Source organism: Saccharothrix sp. NPDC042600 (assembly GCF_040647305.1).
Classification (GTDB): Bacteria; Actinomycetota; Actinomycetes; order Mycobacteriales; family Pseudonocardiaceae; genus Actinosynnema; species Actinosynnema mutabilis.
Genome location: NZ_JBEZBW010000019.1, coordinates 62,507 through 76,335, shown reverse-complemented (window position 1 = coordinate 76,335; position 13,829 = coordinate 62,507). Strand labels below are relative to the sequence as shown.

The window sequence follows — 13,829 nt, the reverse complement described above, 5'->3', positions numbered from 1 at the left end:
CCCACCTCCGCCGCCATCGTGCCCCGGAACCGCCGGGGCCGCCCGGTCAGCGCACGTCCACCACGACCGCGGCGGCGTTGTCCTCGGCGGCGACGGCGACCAGCGCGCGAGCGGCCTCGGCCGGGTCGGCGGCGCTGAGCGCGAGCCGTGTGACGGCTGCGTCGTCGGTGGTGTGGTGGACGCCGTTGGTGAGCAGGACCAGCCGACCCGGCCCGGCGCCGCGGACCACGCCGTGGCCGCCCTTGCGGGCGGTGGTGGTGACGACGAGGTCCATGCGCGGGTTGGCTTCGATGCCCCGGTCGCGCAGGTACCGGCCGATGGTGTGGTCGGTGGTGAGCAGCGTCGCGGGGCCGTTGTCGGGCAGGAAGTAGGCGCGGCAGTCCCCGACCCAGGCCACGGACCACTGGTGGGCGGTGCCGGCCGCGACCGCGAGCGTGGTGTCACCCGAGCGCCGTGGCGCGTGCGCCCGACCGACGTCGGGCGCGGGTGGCTGTGCGAGGCTGTCCGCGGCGGGTCGGGGGAGGGGGACGGCGATGGGGTGGGTGGCCAGTTCGGCCTCGTGCAGGGCTCGGCGGACCTCCTCCATGGCCTCGGACACGCCGACGCGCCACGCGGCGTCCACCGCTTCGGCGGCGGCGAAACGGGCGGCGGTGGCGGCGGCTTCGGTGTCGCCGATGCCGTCCGCGACGGCCGCGGCGAACGCTGTGGGGGCGGTCCGGACCGCGGCGGCGTCGGCGGCCACGCGCCGTGCGCCTCGGGCGGTGGCCCAGCCGGCGGTGGGCAGGGCGGTGGGTGGCAGGGCAGTGGGTGGCAGGACGGTCATGGCGGGCCTCCGGAATCCAGAGACGGGTGTCCACCTCCGATGATCCGCGCCGAGCCTGAGTGTGGTCCGAGATTTCCGGGGTAGTGGTCACGATAACTTCAGTGTTAACTGAAACTTGCTCTCTCACCGCGAATCGCTTGACCAGGTGACCACCGGACCACTACGGCTGTGGACATGCGACCACTGCTCGCGGCGGCGACGGCCGTGCTCCTCGGCGCTCAACCCGTCCACGCCCACGAGGCGCGCCTGGACCTCGACGCGGCGACCATCCCGCAACTCGTCCGCCGGCTCGACGCGGGCACGCTGACCTCGGTGCAGCTGACGTTGGCGTACCTGCGCCGCATCCACACCGTGGACCGCAAGGTCCGCTCGGTCGTCGCGGTCGACCCGACCGCGCTGCGCCAGGCGGCGGAGAGCGACCGGCGGCGGCGGGACGGTCGTGCGCGCGGTCCGATGGACGGCATCCCGGTGCTGCTGAAGGACAACATCGACACGCGGGGTCTGGCGACGACGGCCGGTTCGCGGGCGCTGCGGGTGCCGCCGCGGGACGACGCGGAGCTGGTGACGCGGTTGCGTGACGCGGGCGCGGTCGTGCTGGGCAAGACGAACCTGTCGGAGTGGGCGAACTTCCGGTCCACGAACTCGACGTCGGGCTGGTCGGCGGTGGGCGGTCAGACGAACAACCCGTACGTGCTGGACCGGAACCCGTGCGGGTCGTCGTCGGGGTCGGGCGCGGCGGTGGCGGCGTCGTTGGCGCAGGTGGCGGTGGGGACGGAGACGGACGGCTCGATCGTGTGCCCGGCGGGGGCGAACGGGATCGTGGGGCTCAAGCCGTCGCTGGGGGTGGTGAGCGCGGACGGGATCGTGCCGATCTCAGCGCACCAGGACACGGCGGGACCGATGGCGCGGCACGTGGTGGACGCGGCGATCCTGATGTCGGTGCTGGACCGGCGGGAGGTGTCCTACGAGCTGGCGCCGGGGGCGTTGAGCGGGGCGCGGGTCGGGGTGTGGCGGCAGGCGGGGAAGAGCGCCGAGACCGACCGGGTGGTGACGTCGGCGGTGGAGGTGCTGCGGCGGGCCGGCGCGGTGGTGGTCGAGGTGGAGTTGCCGTACCAGGAGGAGATCGGGGCGGCGGAGTTCCCGGCGTTGCTGTCGGAGTTCCGGCACGAGCTGGACGGGTACCTGGCGACGCGGGTGGGCGCGCCGCGGACGTTGGGGGAGCTGATCGCGTTCAACGAGCGCGATCCGGTGGAGCTGAGCCGGTTCGGGCAGGAGCTGTTCCTGATGGCGCGGGATGCGCCGCCGGTGACCGATCCGGGGTACGTGGAGCAGCGGCGGACGGCGACGGCGTTGGCGAAGCGGTCGATCGACGAGGTGATGGCGGAGCACGGGTTGGACGTGATCGTGTCGCCGACGAACTCGCCGGCGTGGGAGACGGACTACGCGGAGGGGGACGCGTTCGTGCTGGGGTCGTCGTCGCCGGCTGCGGTGTCGGGGTACCCGAACGTGACCGTGCCGGCGGGGTTCGCGGGCGCGCTGCCGGTGGGGCTGTCGTTCATGGCCGGCCACGGGTCGGACGCCAAGCTCTTGAGCCTGGCCGCCGCCTTCGAGTCCGCCTCGGCCTCCCGCCGGCCGCCCTCTTACCTGCCGGGCGCTTCGCGCTCTTGACCATGACGCGCTGACGCGCTCTCAAGATCAAAGCGTGCTTGGGAGGTCCCTGGGGGAGGAAGGACGTCGGTCTTCCCCCCGGCACGACCTGCCAGAGGCACCTTTGTGGGTCTCCTGGCGGCCCATCAGCGTTGACGCTGGTCGGGACGATCCTTGTGGCCAGTCGTGGCCTGATGTGGCGGGTAGCGGCCGGTCGGTGATCCCACGCGGAACACGGGCTGGTCGGTACCTGTACCCGCCTGGCCGGTGATGGCCGGGCGGGTACAGGTACCCAAGTTGGCAGTGCCCCCTATGGGCTCTCCGATCGACCCAGGCGCGGGCTTCGGTGTAGGTGCGGAGGGTGGCCTGGCTCCGCGGCGGCCCAGGACGCGCATGCGGTGGCGGCTGTCCTCGGGGAGCGTGGGCCAGCCAAGCCGGTCAGACCGAGGTCGTTTCCGTTGTCGCCGTGGGCGATTCGATCGAGTAGGCGGTGAAGTCGTCGACATGCGGATGCCCTGGTTGGCGATGTGGTCTCGGCCCTCCGCGTCGAAGCCGATCTTGACGGTGCCGTGCGTGCGGATCAGTTCGCGGATCGAAACCCGCTGACCGTTTTCCTGCGTCATGTCATGCCTTCCGGATGTCATGGATGATGGGGCCCACATTTGGGTAGGCGTCACCGATCCGGCCCCTAGGCCACTGTGGGTCGGCCTGGTCGCAACATATGCACAGCTCAAAGGCAGGGGCTACGGCTGGAATGCAATTGGCGCGCTTGCCCGCGTGTGGCCGTTCTCTTTCCGAGAACACGAGCGGACGATATTCGGTACGCCCGTCCAGCTTGTCCACTTGCCCAGGTGTAGGAACGGTGGGCAAGTAGGCGGGCACGCCGGACTTCGAACCCGTGTGCTCAACGCTGACCAGCGAGGCGCACCTGCGGCCCGCTTGCCCACGTTCTCTGTGCCTTGGCAAGTGAGCGAGTCCGGCACTTGCTGTAGCGGCGCGGTCACTGTCGTAACCGTGTGCCACGCTGGCGCGCGGGAGAGGGGGACGGGGTGGCCTCGATCGGGGAAGTGGCTCAGAGCGTGTCCCAGGCGTGCGATAAGGCGTCGCAGTGCAGGGACGCGTTGGGACAGGCCCAGGACTTGGCTGAAGAAGCACACGACCTGTTGGCGGCCCACCTGCGCGGGCCGTCGAACTGGAGTCGGACACCGAACAGATGCTGGCCAACTTCCACGAAGTGATCAACGGGGTCCAAGGCCTGTGGAAGGTCCTCGGGGCGGGTATGGACCGAGCACAGGCCGCCCTGACGGCGTTGACGGGCAGACGACTCCCGCACCCGATCCGATCGCTCAGCGGCCCGCACAACCGCCGCAACAGCCACCCCCGGACCGCCAGGCCCCACCCGACCAACCGCCCCTGGTTCCGCCGGAACTGGTGGAGGAGCTACAGCGGGAACTGCCTCCACCCATCACGCGCGTGAGCAGTGGTCAGAAGACCCACGGCCGATGGATCAGACCGGATGGCACCGTCGAGCCGATGGTGAGCGGCAGGGACGCCGACGCGGATTCGGCGGACGAACAGTTGGAAAAGCTGGACATGCCGGGTCGGGCCGCACGTGCGGCGGATGTGGAAATGAAGTTGGCGGCACGCATGGTGCGGGAGGGAATCCGCCATGCCACCGTGGTGATCAACTACACGCCGTGCCGTGGTCGGTTCGGATGTGACACCCTCGTGCCGATCTTGCTCCCGGAGGGGTTCACACTGACGGTGCACGGGGTGACCCCCGAGGGGCAGCCGTTCCGCAAGCGATACACAGGAGGGGCCCGGCCGTGGTGGCGCTAGAAGCCTGGTTCGACGGCGACACGGACGAACCGACGATCATCAACACGGCGGCCGAGTTGGACGACGTGTTGGACACTGTGGCCGGGTGGGGTGGTCGGCACGTCGTGGAACTGCTCGTGGCCGACGATCCGGGGCACGCGATTTTCGACGTGGCCATTGACGGCAAACAGGAACGCGGTGCGCTGTACTACTCGGCTCGCAACCGTGAGACGTGGTTCAGCAGGGGAACCGACACGGCCGCTGAAACACCGATCTACTTCTACATGTCCTCGCCCACCGAATACCCCGTGGATGGGGAACTTCCGTTGGATGTGGTTCGTCGGGCCGCGCACGAGTACATGACCAGCGGGGGTGCGCGGCCGGCCGGTATCGACTGGCAACCGCGTTGATCGTTGCTCGCGCCCGGGCGGTCGTGGCGCTGCTGTCCTCACCCTTGGCCTTCCGCGCCTTGCCGGTGCGCTCAGGGTCCTTGCGGGTCTTGGGTGCCGTGTCGGTCGTCTTGCGGGCGGCCGGGCGGCCGGGCGGCGGGAACGGCCCGGGGCCGCGCCGGCGAGGCTGGTGGCCAACACCACCCGCCGGTTTCCGATCACGCGCCGGATGTCGTCGTCGGCGTTCTTCCGGTACAGGTCCAGCGCTCTTGGCGTCGCCGTGGTCGTCGTAGGTGATGCTCTGCGGAGCGCCTTCGCGCTTACCCGAGTACCGCCACTTCAGCCGGTACGCCGTCGTGCCGTCACCGTGCTTGCGCGTCTTGATCGTCGCCACTGTCCGGGTCAGGGGGTGGTCCAGCGCCAGACCAGTGGGGGGCGGCCGCCTTGGGGGAGGGCGGCGGCGTGTTGGGTGGTGCGTTCCAGGCCTGGGATGCGGTCCATGGTGCGGCCCAGGTTGGCGGGGTAGGGGCGGTCGCCGGTCAGGGACTCCGTGACGTCCAGGGCGTGGGCCGTGGTGAATTCCCGGCCCAGGAGGCCGGCGGTGAAGGTGGGGTCTCGCCAGAGCTTGTCGGCCAGGATCGGGCGGCAGTCGGTGACGATGCGGTTGTGGTCGAACGCCAGGGCCGGGACTTCGGACAGGCGGGTCCAGGTGGGGCCGGAGGCCGAAGCGGCCGGGTCGAGGGTGGCCCAGAGGGCGATGGACAGGGTGGGGCCGCGGGGGTCTCGGGAGGGTTCGTCGAACGTCGCGAGTTGGCCGGTGGCCGTCACCTCCGGTAGGCCGAGCTTGGTGGTGACGGCGCGGTGGGCGGCGTCGCGTAGGCGTTCTCCCTTGCCCAGCAGGACACCGGGCAGTGCCAGCTCGCCGGCGAACGGGTCGAACGCGCGGGGCGCTATCGCGAGCAGGACGGTGTGGGCCTCGGCGTCGAAGCGGAGGGTGAGGACGTCCACCGACACCAGGGTCGATTCGATGCGCGGCGCGTTCATGGTTGCCCAGCCTAGGCGGGGGTGGGGGTGCGGATGTTGTAGGAGGCGCGGTCGGGGCCGTGGCCGGTGACTTCGACGGGGATGTCGAGGTGGTCGAACCAGTCGGGGGAGAAGGGTCCCAGCACGGGGGTGCACGCCCGCAGGTAGTCGGGGTCGGTGGTGGGCAGGGTGGTGGTGGGGCCGGTGGGGGAGTGGTAGGCGGTGGCCAGGTGGGTGGCCGGGGTGTCCTGGTGGGTCACGGCGAGGGCGTCGGGGCGGGCGCACGCGAGGGCGTGGCGGAACAGGACCGCGTCGAAGTGGCCGGTGCGCCATGCGCCCTGGTAGACGCCGGTGTCGTTGTGGAGCTCACGAAATTGCAGGGTGTTGTCCTCGGTGGGGAACGGGCCCGCGCCGTGGCGGGTGTGGTAGGTCCGGGTGACGCCGAGGACTCGGGCGGGGCGTCCGCCGAGGAGGTCGAGGGCGTTGCGCGGGGTGGTGGTGGACCAGGTGGTGTGGGGGTGGAAGCCGTGGGTTTCGTCCAGCAGCACGCCTTGTGCGCCTTCGAAGACGAGCGGGCCGGTGTCGGCCAGGAAGCCCACGTGGTCGCCCTCGACGATGCGGACGGCGTCGGCGAAGGCGGTGTAGAGGTGGACCAGGTCGTCCACCTGGGTGCCGTCGCCGATCAGCGGTTGGTAGAAGCGGGCCAGGGTGTCGAGCCTGTGGCGGAGGCGGGTGGGGTTGCGGCAGTCGCCCACGGTGGGGGCGGGGCCGGGGTCGCCCAGGACTTCCTGGTGTTCCACGATGTCGCCGGGGTGGTGGCCGGTGAGGAGGGAGTACCAGACGGTTTCGCCGATGCCCTTGCCGCACGAGCCGTGCCGGGCGTTGCCGCGGGCGTCTTCGCGGGCGCGGTTGGCGGCGATGTGCAGGGGGGTGGTGAGCAGGGCGTCGGCGTGGACGGTGAGCAGGGCCAGCGGGTCGGGGACGCCGAGGGCGGCGAGTTCGCGGGTTTCGGTGGCCAGGGCGATGGGTTCGACCAGGACGTGCCGGGAGAGGTGGGTCGGCACGCCCGCGAGCGTGCCGGACCCGTACTGGCTGAAGGTGTGGTGGCGGCCGTCGGCGACGACGTTGTGGGCGGCCTGGGCTCCGCCGTTGAAGCGGACGACGGTGGTGGCCGGTCCGCGGGCGCACAGGGCGTCCACCACCGCCCCCTTGCCCTCGTCGCCGAAGCCCAGGCCGACCACGATCACGTGCGGTGTCATGCGAGGGTGACGTCGTCGGGGCCGTCGAGGTCGTCGGGCGCGCCGGAGGTGGCGACGGCGCGCGACCCGACCTGGACCAGGGCCTTGCCCACGGCGCGGCTCTCGGCGGCGGAGCCGACCTCGGCGAGGTCGACCATGGCCTGGTCGAGGTCCACGACGCGTTCCTCCATGCCGATGGTGGCGGCGATCAGCTCGCACACCGCGCCGGGGTCGTCGAGCTTGAGGAAGTGCTGGCCGAGCAGGCCGCGCCAGTGGTCGGCGATGTCGGGGTCGTCGTAGTAGTGGGACTGGTCGGGCAGCACGAAGTAGACGTGCCACTTGCGGGCCAGTTCGCGGTAGACCGAGGCGGGGTCGATGTCCTGGTGGACGTCGTCGCCGATGAGTCGGCGGATGTGGCGGGCTTCGAGGCGGGGCTTGTTGAGCTCGTCGCCGATGAGGAACAGGTAGCCCTTGCGTCCGCGCTTCTCCCAGGCGTCGGTGGTGACGTGGCGGGCGATGAAGTAGGCGGCGAGTTCGTAGGACTCGCTCTTCTGCCCGCCGCCGTTGCCTTCCAGGAAGATGGTGCGCAGTTGTTCGTCCATGCGGTTGTCGGACTCGAACTGGCCGACCTGGAGGGGCACGCGGTCGCTGTCGGCGTCGCCGATGCCGCCGAAGAGGATCTGCGGGTCGGTGAGGTAGCCCTTGCGCTGGAGCAGGCCGTGCAGCTTGCCGAGCTTGCGCTGCATGATCTTGGGCACCTGGCCCATCGAGCCGGTGACGTCGAACAGCACGGCGATGGGGGTCGAGTCGGCGTGGTCGGGTGAGTCGCGGCATTCGCGGACGGTGACGCCGTACGGGTCGAGGGTGGGGTCGGCCTTCCACTTGTCGCGGGGGCCGGACTTGAGCTTGGCGGTGTAGCCGAAGTCGTCCAGGCCCTTGGCGGCGCGGAAGGTGCGGGCGGCGGCGTAGGCGTTGTCGTCCCAGCGTCCGTGTCCCATGGTCAGGCTCCTCGTCGGGGGAGGGCGAAGGGTCGGAACACCCTTGCGCCGTAGGTGTTTTCCAGGAGTTGGTCGTACTCGTCGAGCAGGTCGGCGGTCTCGGGGCGGGCCGCCGGGTCGGGTTGCATGCAGCCGCGGGCGAAGGTGCGTTGCCGCTTTTCGTTGTGCGCCAACACGTCGAGCATGAGCTGGTGTGCCATGTGGACGTCGGTGGCGGGGGTGAGCGGTTGCTTGCGGGTGACTTCGGGTGGGTAGGTGGTGGTGCGGTCGGTGGCGAGGGCGGGTTGGCCGGGTTCGACGGCGAAGGACCAGCCGACGAGCACGATGCCGTGCTGTTCGGGGTGGACCAGGACGTTGTCGGTGGTGACCGCGCCGTGGACGAGTCCGGCTTTGTGGGCGCCGGCGAGGGCGCGCAGGAGTCGGCGGTGCATCCAGGCGTAGTCGCGGCCGTCGAGTCCGTGCGGGTGGGCGGCGTTGACCTCGGTCAGGGTGACGAAGCCGTCGACGAGGGGTTCGAGGACGGTGAAGGCGCGTTGGCCGCGGTCGACGTCTCCGGTGTCGTGGAGGGTGGGGTAGTAGGGCTTGAGCCAGCGGTGGTGGTCGGTGAAGCGGTCGAGGGTGCGCAGGGCGTGCCACTCGGCGTGCAGGAGCGGGTTGAGCTTGGGGTTGCGGGCGAGTTTGACGATGTGGCGGCCGGTGGTGCGGTAGAGGTTGGCGACGCTGCCGACGGCGTGCGGGTCGGTGAGGCGGTAGGTGCCCTGGCCGGTGCGCAGGGTGACGGGTTCGGCGTGGCGCCAGTCGTGGTAGAGGCGGGTGAGGTCGGCCGAGGCGCGGTGGGCGCGGGTGTCGTCGGGGGCGACGCGGTCGGGGTGCAGGGCGCCGGCGAGGGCGCGGTAGAGGCGTTTGGCTTCGGCCCGGCGGTCGGGGACGGGTGGTCCGAACAGGCGGGCGGGGCTGGCTCCTTCGACTCGGTGGAGCGCCTCTTCCCTCGTGAACATGGTTTGAGTCTAACTGACTCAAACCTGCGTGGCAAGCGTCGGCCGACCGGTCACCACCGACCCGCGCGGCAACCCACCCGCACCGCCTGCCCGGACCCGTGGGGTAGCGTCCCGGCCCGTGCTCAGCCGCGTCACCGTCGCCCCCCTGTACGCGGCGGGGTTCGTCACCGCGTTCGGCGCGCACGGCATCGCCGCCGGCCTCGGCGGCTACACCAACGCCTCCCTGCTCACCCTGGGCCTGCTGCTCGCGGTCTACGACGGCGCGGAGATCGTGCTCAAACCCGTCTTCGGGTCGCTGGCCGACCGCGTCGGGCCGCGCCCGGTCCTGCTGGGCGGCCTGATCGCCTTCACCCTGGCCTCCGCCGCGTTCGTCGTCGCCGGCGACCCGGCCGCCGTGGGCGTGGCCCGCCTGGCCCAGGGCGCCGCCGCCGCGGCGTTCTCCCCGGCCGCGAGCGCCCTGGTCGCCCGCCTGACCCCGCAGTCCCGCCACGGCCGCGCGTTCGGCGGCTACGGCGCGTGGAAAGGCCTGGGCTACACGCTCGGCCCGGTCCTGGGCGGCGTCCTGATCCACTTCGGCGGCTACCCGGCGCTGTTCGCCGCCCTGGCCGCGTTGGCGCTGCTCGTCGCCGCGTGGGCGGCGATCACCGTCCCGGCCGTCCCGCCCCTGCCCCGCGCCCGCCAGACTCTGAAAGACCTGGCCCGCCGACTGACGCACCCCGGTTTCCTGCGCCCCACCGCCGCCCTCGCCGCCACCACCGCCGCGCTCGCCGTCGGCGTCGGCTTCCTTCCGGTCCGGGCGGCTGGCTACGGCCCACTGGTCTCGGGCCTGGCGGTGTCCACGATGGCCGCCGCCGCGGCCCTCGTCCAGCCCCTGGTCGGCAGGCTCCGCGACCAGGGACGCGTCCGGGACACCGCCGGCATGGCCACCGGGCTGCTCGTCGCCGCCGCCGGTTACGCGGTAGCCGCCGCCTTCACCGGCCCGGTGGCGCTGTTCGCCGCCGCGCTGGCGATCGGCGCGGGCGCGGGCGCCGCGACCCCGTTGGGGTTCGCCGCCCTGGCCGCCGCGACCCCGCCCGAACGCCTCGGCCAGACCATGGGCAGCGCCGAGGTGGGCCGCGAGGTCGGCGACGCCGGCGGCCCGCTGCTGGTCGGGGCGATCGCCACCGCCACCACCCTCGGCGGCGGCCTGCTCGCGCTGACCGCGACCCTGGCGGCGGCGGCCGTGGCGATCATCCCCGGAACGGGGAAAGCTCAGAACGGGTAGTGCGCGTGCTGCGTGGCCAGCGTGATCCACCGCGTCGTGGTGAACGCCTCCACGCCCCACCGCCCGCCGAACCGCCCGTACCCGCTCGCGCCCACCCCGCCGAACGGCGCCTGCGGCTCGTCGCCCACCGACTGGTCGTTGACGTGCACGATCCCCGTGCGCACCCGCCGCGCCAACACCAACCCGCGCGTCCCGTTCTCCGTCAAGATCCCGCAGGTCAACCCGTGCTCGGTGGCGTTGGCCAGCGCCACCGCCTCGTCGTCGGAGGAGAACGCCTCCACCGCGCACACCGGCCCGAACGCCTCCCCGGCGTAGACCTCCATCGCCGGCGTCACCCCGGTCAACACCGTCGCCGGGTGCACCGCCCCCTCCGGCTCGCCACCGCCGACCAGCACCGACGCGCCCTTGGTCCGCGCGTCCGCCACCAGCGCCGCGACCCGCGACGCCGCCGCCGCGTTCACCAACGGCCCGATCACCGTCTCCGGCTCCCGCGGATCACCGTGGGGCAGCGCGGCCACCCGCTCCACGAACCGCGACGTGAACTCCGCCGCCAGCGACGAGTGCACCAGCACCCGGTCCCCGGACATGCAGATCTGCCCGGAGTTCATGAACACCCCGAACACCGCCGCGTCCACCGCGTGCGACAGGTCCGCGTCGTCCAGCACGATGATCGCGTTCTTCCCGCCCAGCTCCAGCACCGCCGGTTTCAGGCAGGAAGCGGCCAACGTGCCGACGACCCGCCCCACCCCGGTGGACCCGGTGAAGTTGACCACCCGCACCCGCGGGTCGCGGATCAACGCCTCGCCGACCGCCGCCGCGTCCTCCGGCGCGTTGGTCACCACGTTGAGCACCCCGGGCGGCAGGCCCGCGTCGCGCAGCACGTCCGCCAGGAACAACCCCGACGCCAACGGCGCTTCCTCGCTCGGCTTGAGCACCACGGTGTTGCCCGCCGCCACCGGCGCCGCGAACGCCCGCGTCCCCAGGATCAGCGGCGCGTTCCACGGCGCGAACGCCGCCACCACCCCCACCGGCTCGCGCACCGCGAGCCCCAACGCCCCCGGCTCCTCGGCGCTGAGCACGTCACCCAGCGGCGCGGTCACCGACGCCGCCGCCTCCCGCAGGACGTTCGCCGCCAGGAACACGTTGAACCGCGCCCACCGCTGCGTCCCGCCCACCTCCGAGGCCATCAGCTCCACCGCCACGTCGGCCCGCTGCTCCAGCAGGTCCGCGGCGTCCAACAGGATCCGCCGCCGCGCGAACGGCCCCAGCGCAGCCCACGCGGGGAACGCACGGTCCGCCGCGGCCACGGCCGCCGCCACGTCCTCGGGCCCGGCCGCCGAGACCGTCGCGTAGACCTCCCCGGTGTAGGGGGAGGTGTCGTCGACGGTGCGGCCGGACGCGGCGGGGACTTCGTCGCCGCCGATCAGCAGGGTGCGGTGGATGGTCATGGCTGCGCCTCCTGACCAAGGCAGGGGTTGGTCGGTGCGTCGAGCCTAGGCACAACAACCGGGGCGTGGTTGTGCCAATGTGTACGCCGTTTGGCCGTGCGTGCACGGATCTTCAGCCCTGACAACTGTCAAAAAGGCTACGGGCAGCCCGCCAACACGCGCTCCAGCGCCGCCCGCTCGGCGGCGCGCACGCTCAACCCGTACGCCGCCTTCACCCCGATGTAGATCCGCGCGTACGGGCAGGCGTACCCGGCGTTGGGCGGCAGCCACTCGTCCGGCGTGCGATCACCCTTGTCCTGGTTCACCTTCCCCTGCGTGGCGACCAGGTTGCGCAGGTCGTTGGCCGCCTGCACGCGCCGCTCCGGCGGCCACCCCGACGCGCCGCTGCGCCACATCTCCGCCAACGGCACCACGTGGTCGATCTGCACCTTGGACACGCTGGTCACGGTCTGCCCGGTGTAGGGGTCGTGCAGCGTCCCCTCCTTCACCGCGCACCGCCCCTCTTTGCGCACCACACCCACCATGTCCCGCGCCAACACCTGGCTGCGCTGGTCGCACCCGTCACCGTCCACATCGGACCACGGCCGGCCGAACACGCACGCCGCCCCGTTGTCGCAGTCGCGCACGTACCCGTCCATGCCGCCGGGTTCGGCCACCGCCAACGCGCCCAGCTGCACCCGCGCGGTCGCGGTGTCCACCGTGCCCTCCGGCACCTTGTCGATCGGTGTGCTCGCACCGGGCGCGAACGCGCACCCGGACACCAACAGCAACGCCAACACGGCATACCGGGACACGGGCACCTCCAAGGACTCCTGCTCGTGAGGTACCCGCGCCCCGGAACCGCCCTAACGGCCCTGACCGGCGCAACGCCGTGCGCCGGTCAGCCGATCACCTGCCCTGCAACGACTTCACGTTGCGCCCGAACGACCAGCCCTTGGACCCGTCCCAGTTGATCGACCAGGTCATCAGCCCCTTGAGTTGCCCGTTGTAGGTGTTCCAGGCCTGCGCCACCGACCCGGTGGACATGTACCCGCCGCCCGCGCCGGGCTGCGCCGGCAGCCCCGGCGCCTGCTTGTCAAACGGCACCCGGATCGTGGTGCCCTGCACGACCAGGCCCTTGTTCAGGCAGTTGGTCTGCGCGGTGAAGCCCTGCACGGTGCCCGCCTGGTACGAGTCGCCCGAGCAGCCGTACATGGAACCGTTGTAGTACTGCATGTTCAGCCACCACAGGCGGCCGTTGTCCGCGTACTTCTTGATGATCGGCAGGTAGGCGCCCCAGATCGACCCGTACACCACGCTGCCGCCGGTCACGTACGCCGTCTCCGGGGCCATGGTCAGGCCGAAGTTCGCCGGCATCCGCGCCAGCACCCCGTCGATGATCCGGATCAGGTTGGCCTGCGAGGGCGAGAGCGTGTTGATGTTGCCGGTGCCCACCAGGCCGGTCTCGATGTCGACGTCGATGCCGTCGAAGTTGTAGCGCTGCAGGATCGGCACGATCGTGGTGACGAACCGGTCCGCCACCGCCGCCGAGGACAGGTCGATGCCCGCCGCCGCGCCGCCGATCGACATCAGGATCGTCGCGCCGGCCGCCTTCGCCGCGCACATCTCCGCCGGCGTCGCGACCTTCACGTCCACGTCCATGCCGTCCTCCCACAGCACCGTGCCGTCGGAGCGGATCACCGGGAACGCCGCGTTGATCACGTTGTAGCCGTTGGCCGCGATCCGGCTGTCGGTGATGGGGATCCAGCCCAGCGGCGGGTGCACGCCGTTCTTCGCGCCGTCCCAGTTCTCCCAGTAGCCCTGCAACACCTTGCCGGTGGGCCGGGACTTCACCGCGCACACCTCCGCCGCCTGCGCCACGGCGCTGGTCAGGGGCAGGGCGCTGGTCAGGGGCAGGGCCAGCAGTGCCGCCGCCGCGACGGCGAGCAGCCGCTTGATCCGATGGGTCATCTTCGCCACTCCAATCCCGACGGGCCGGGTCCGCAGGGCCGTCCCGCCGGAGTCGTGTTCCTGGCGAGGTCCGTCGGCAGGGCGGTGACAGGGCCGCGCGAGCCGGCCGCGCGCAGGCGTGTCCGGACGGGATGTCCTGGACGGGGGCGTCCTGGGCAGCGCAACGAACCTCCGGGGTTCTCGCTCACTGGCCCCCGGCGGGGGTGCCGCCGGTTTGCGCCGCCAGAAGTGAT

General features: G+C 71.9%; 12 protein-coding genes. 4 read left to right on the top strand and 8 right to left on the bottom strand.

The genetic code is table 11. The features are described 5' to 3' along the window. Nucleotides 1–46: 46 nt before the first annotated feature. Entirely contained in the window at nucleotides 47–823 is a 777-nt protein-coding gene (locus AB0A74_RS15470) for a protein phosphatase 2C domain-containing protein (protein WP_358249797.1), read from the bottom strand. A gap of 174 nt (nucleotides 824–997) precedes the next feature. Here AB0A74_RS15470 and AB0A74_RS15465 point away from each other — a divergent pair, with 174 nt between their 5' ends. The 3 genes from AB0A74_RS15465 (at nucleotide 998) to AB0A74_RS15455 (ending at nucleotide 4,698) form a co-directional block, all read left to right on the top strand. Beyond that, complete coding sequence (locus tag AB0A74_RS15465) at nucleotides 998–2,491, top strand: amidase (RefSeq protein ID WP_358249795.1); 1,494 nt, start codon at nucleotides 998–1,000, stop codon at nucleotides 2,489–2,491. A 600-nt stretch (nucleotides 2,492–3,091) separates the two neighbouring features. Beyond that, a complete protein-coding gene (locus tag AB0A74_RS15460; protein WP_358249793.1) occupies nucleotides 3,092–4,309 on the top strand; it encodes a DddA-like double-stranded DNA deaminase toxin in 1,218 nt (405 codons plus the stop codon). Continuing rightward, the gene (locus tag AB0A74_RS15455) at nucleotides 4,297–4,698 is read left to right on the top strand and encodes an Imm1 family immunity protein (protein ID WP_358249791.1); all 402 of its coding nucleotides are present in this window, start codon (nucleotides 4,297–4,299) and stop codon (nucleotides 4,696–4,698) included. The genes AB0A74_RS15460 and AB0A74_RS15455 overlap by 13 nt, the downstream gene beginning before the upstream one ends. 381 nt (nucleotides 4,699–5,079) lie before the next feature. Here the strand turns inward: AB0A74_RS15455 and AB0A74_RS15450 are convergent, their stop codons facing one another. The 4 genes from AB0A74_RS15450 to AB0A74_RS15435 are packed head-to-tail and all read right to left on the bottom strand — an operon-like array spanning nucleotide 5,080 to nucleotide 8,934. After that, nucleotides 5,080–5,721 (bottom strand): NUDIX hydrolase, encoded by a 642-nt coding sequence (locus AB0A74_RS15450; protein WP_358249789.1) that lies wholly within the window; start codon nucleotides 5,719–5,721, stop codon nucleotides 5,080–5,082. Nucleotides 5,722–5,732: 11 nt separating this feature from the next. Then, nucleotides 5,733–6,959 carry an adenylosuccinate synthetase gene (locus AB0A74_RS15445; protein WP_358249787.1) on the bottom strand — a complete coding sequence of 409 codons (1,227 nt, stop codon included), beginning with the start codon at nucleotides 6,957–6,959 and terminating at the stop codon, nucleotides 5,733–5,735. Beyond that, the gene (locus AB0A74_RS15440; protein ID WP_358249786.1) at nucleotides 6,956–7,936 is read right to left on the bottom strand and encodes a hypothetical protein; all 981 of its coding nucleotides are present in this window, start codon (nucleotides 7,934–7,936) and stop codon (nucleotides 6,956–6,958) included. Before AB0A74_RS15440 ends, AB0A74_RS15445 begins: the two co-directional genes overlap by 4 nt. A 2-nt stretch (nucleotides 7,937–7,938) precedes the next feature. Further along, nucleotides 7,939–8,934 carry an adenylate cyclase gene (locus AB0A74_RS15435; protein WP_358249784.1) on the bottom strand — a complete coding sequence of 332 codons (996 nt, stop codon included), beginning with the start codon at nucleotides 8,932–8,934 and terminating at the stop codon, nucleotides 7,939–7,941. Between the two features lie 118 nt (nucleotides 8,935–9,052). Here AB0A74_RS15435 and AB0A74_RS15430 point away from each other — a divergent pair, with 118 nt between their 5' ends. Further along, nucleotides 9,053–10,198 carry an MFS transporter gene (locus AB0A74_RS15430; RefSeq protein WP_358249782.1) on the top strand — a complete coding sequence of 382 codons (1,146 nt, stop codon included), beginning with the start codon at nucleotides 9,053–9,055 and terminating at the stop codon, nucleotides 10,196–10,198. Here AB0A74_RS15430 and AB0A74_RS15425 read toward each other — a convergent pair. The 3 genes from AB0A74_RS15425 to AB0A74_RS15415 all read right to left on the bottom strand — a co-directional run bounded on the left by AB0A74_RS15425 (nucleotide 10,186) and on the right by AB0A74_RS15415 (nucleotide 13,596). Further along, nucleotides 10,186–11,646 carry an aldehyde dehydrogenase family protein gene (locus tag AB0A74_RS15425; protein WP_358249780.1) on the bottom strand — a complete coding sequence of 487 codons (1,461 nt, stop codon included), beginning with the start codon at nucleotides 11,644–11,646 and terminating at the stop codon, nucleotides 10,186–10,188. The two genes, AB0A74_RS15430 and AB0A74_RS15425, sit on opposite strands and share 13 nt — an antisense overlap. A 137-nt stretch (nucleotides 11,647–11,783) precedes the next feature. After that, nucleotides 11,784–12,440, bottom strand: coding sequence for an HNH endonuclease family protein (locus AB0A74_RS15420; protein ID WP_358249779.1), 657 nt, complete (start codon nucleotides 12,438–12,440; stop codon nucleotides 11,784–11,786). Between the two features lie 94 nt (nucleotides 12,441–12,534). Next, nucleotides 12,535–13,596 carry a chitinase gene (locus AB0A74_RS15415; RefSeq protein WP_358249777.1) on the bottom strand — a complete coding sequence of 354 codons (1,062 nt, stop codon included), beginning with the start codon at nucleotides 13,594–13,596 and terminating at the stop codon, nucleotides 12,535–12,537. Nucleotides 13,597–13,829: the final 233 nt, after the last annotated feature.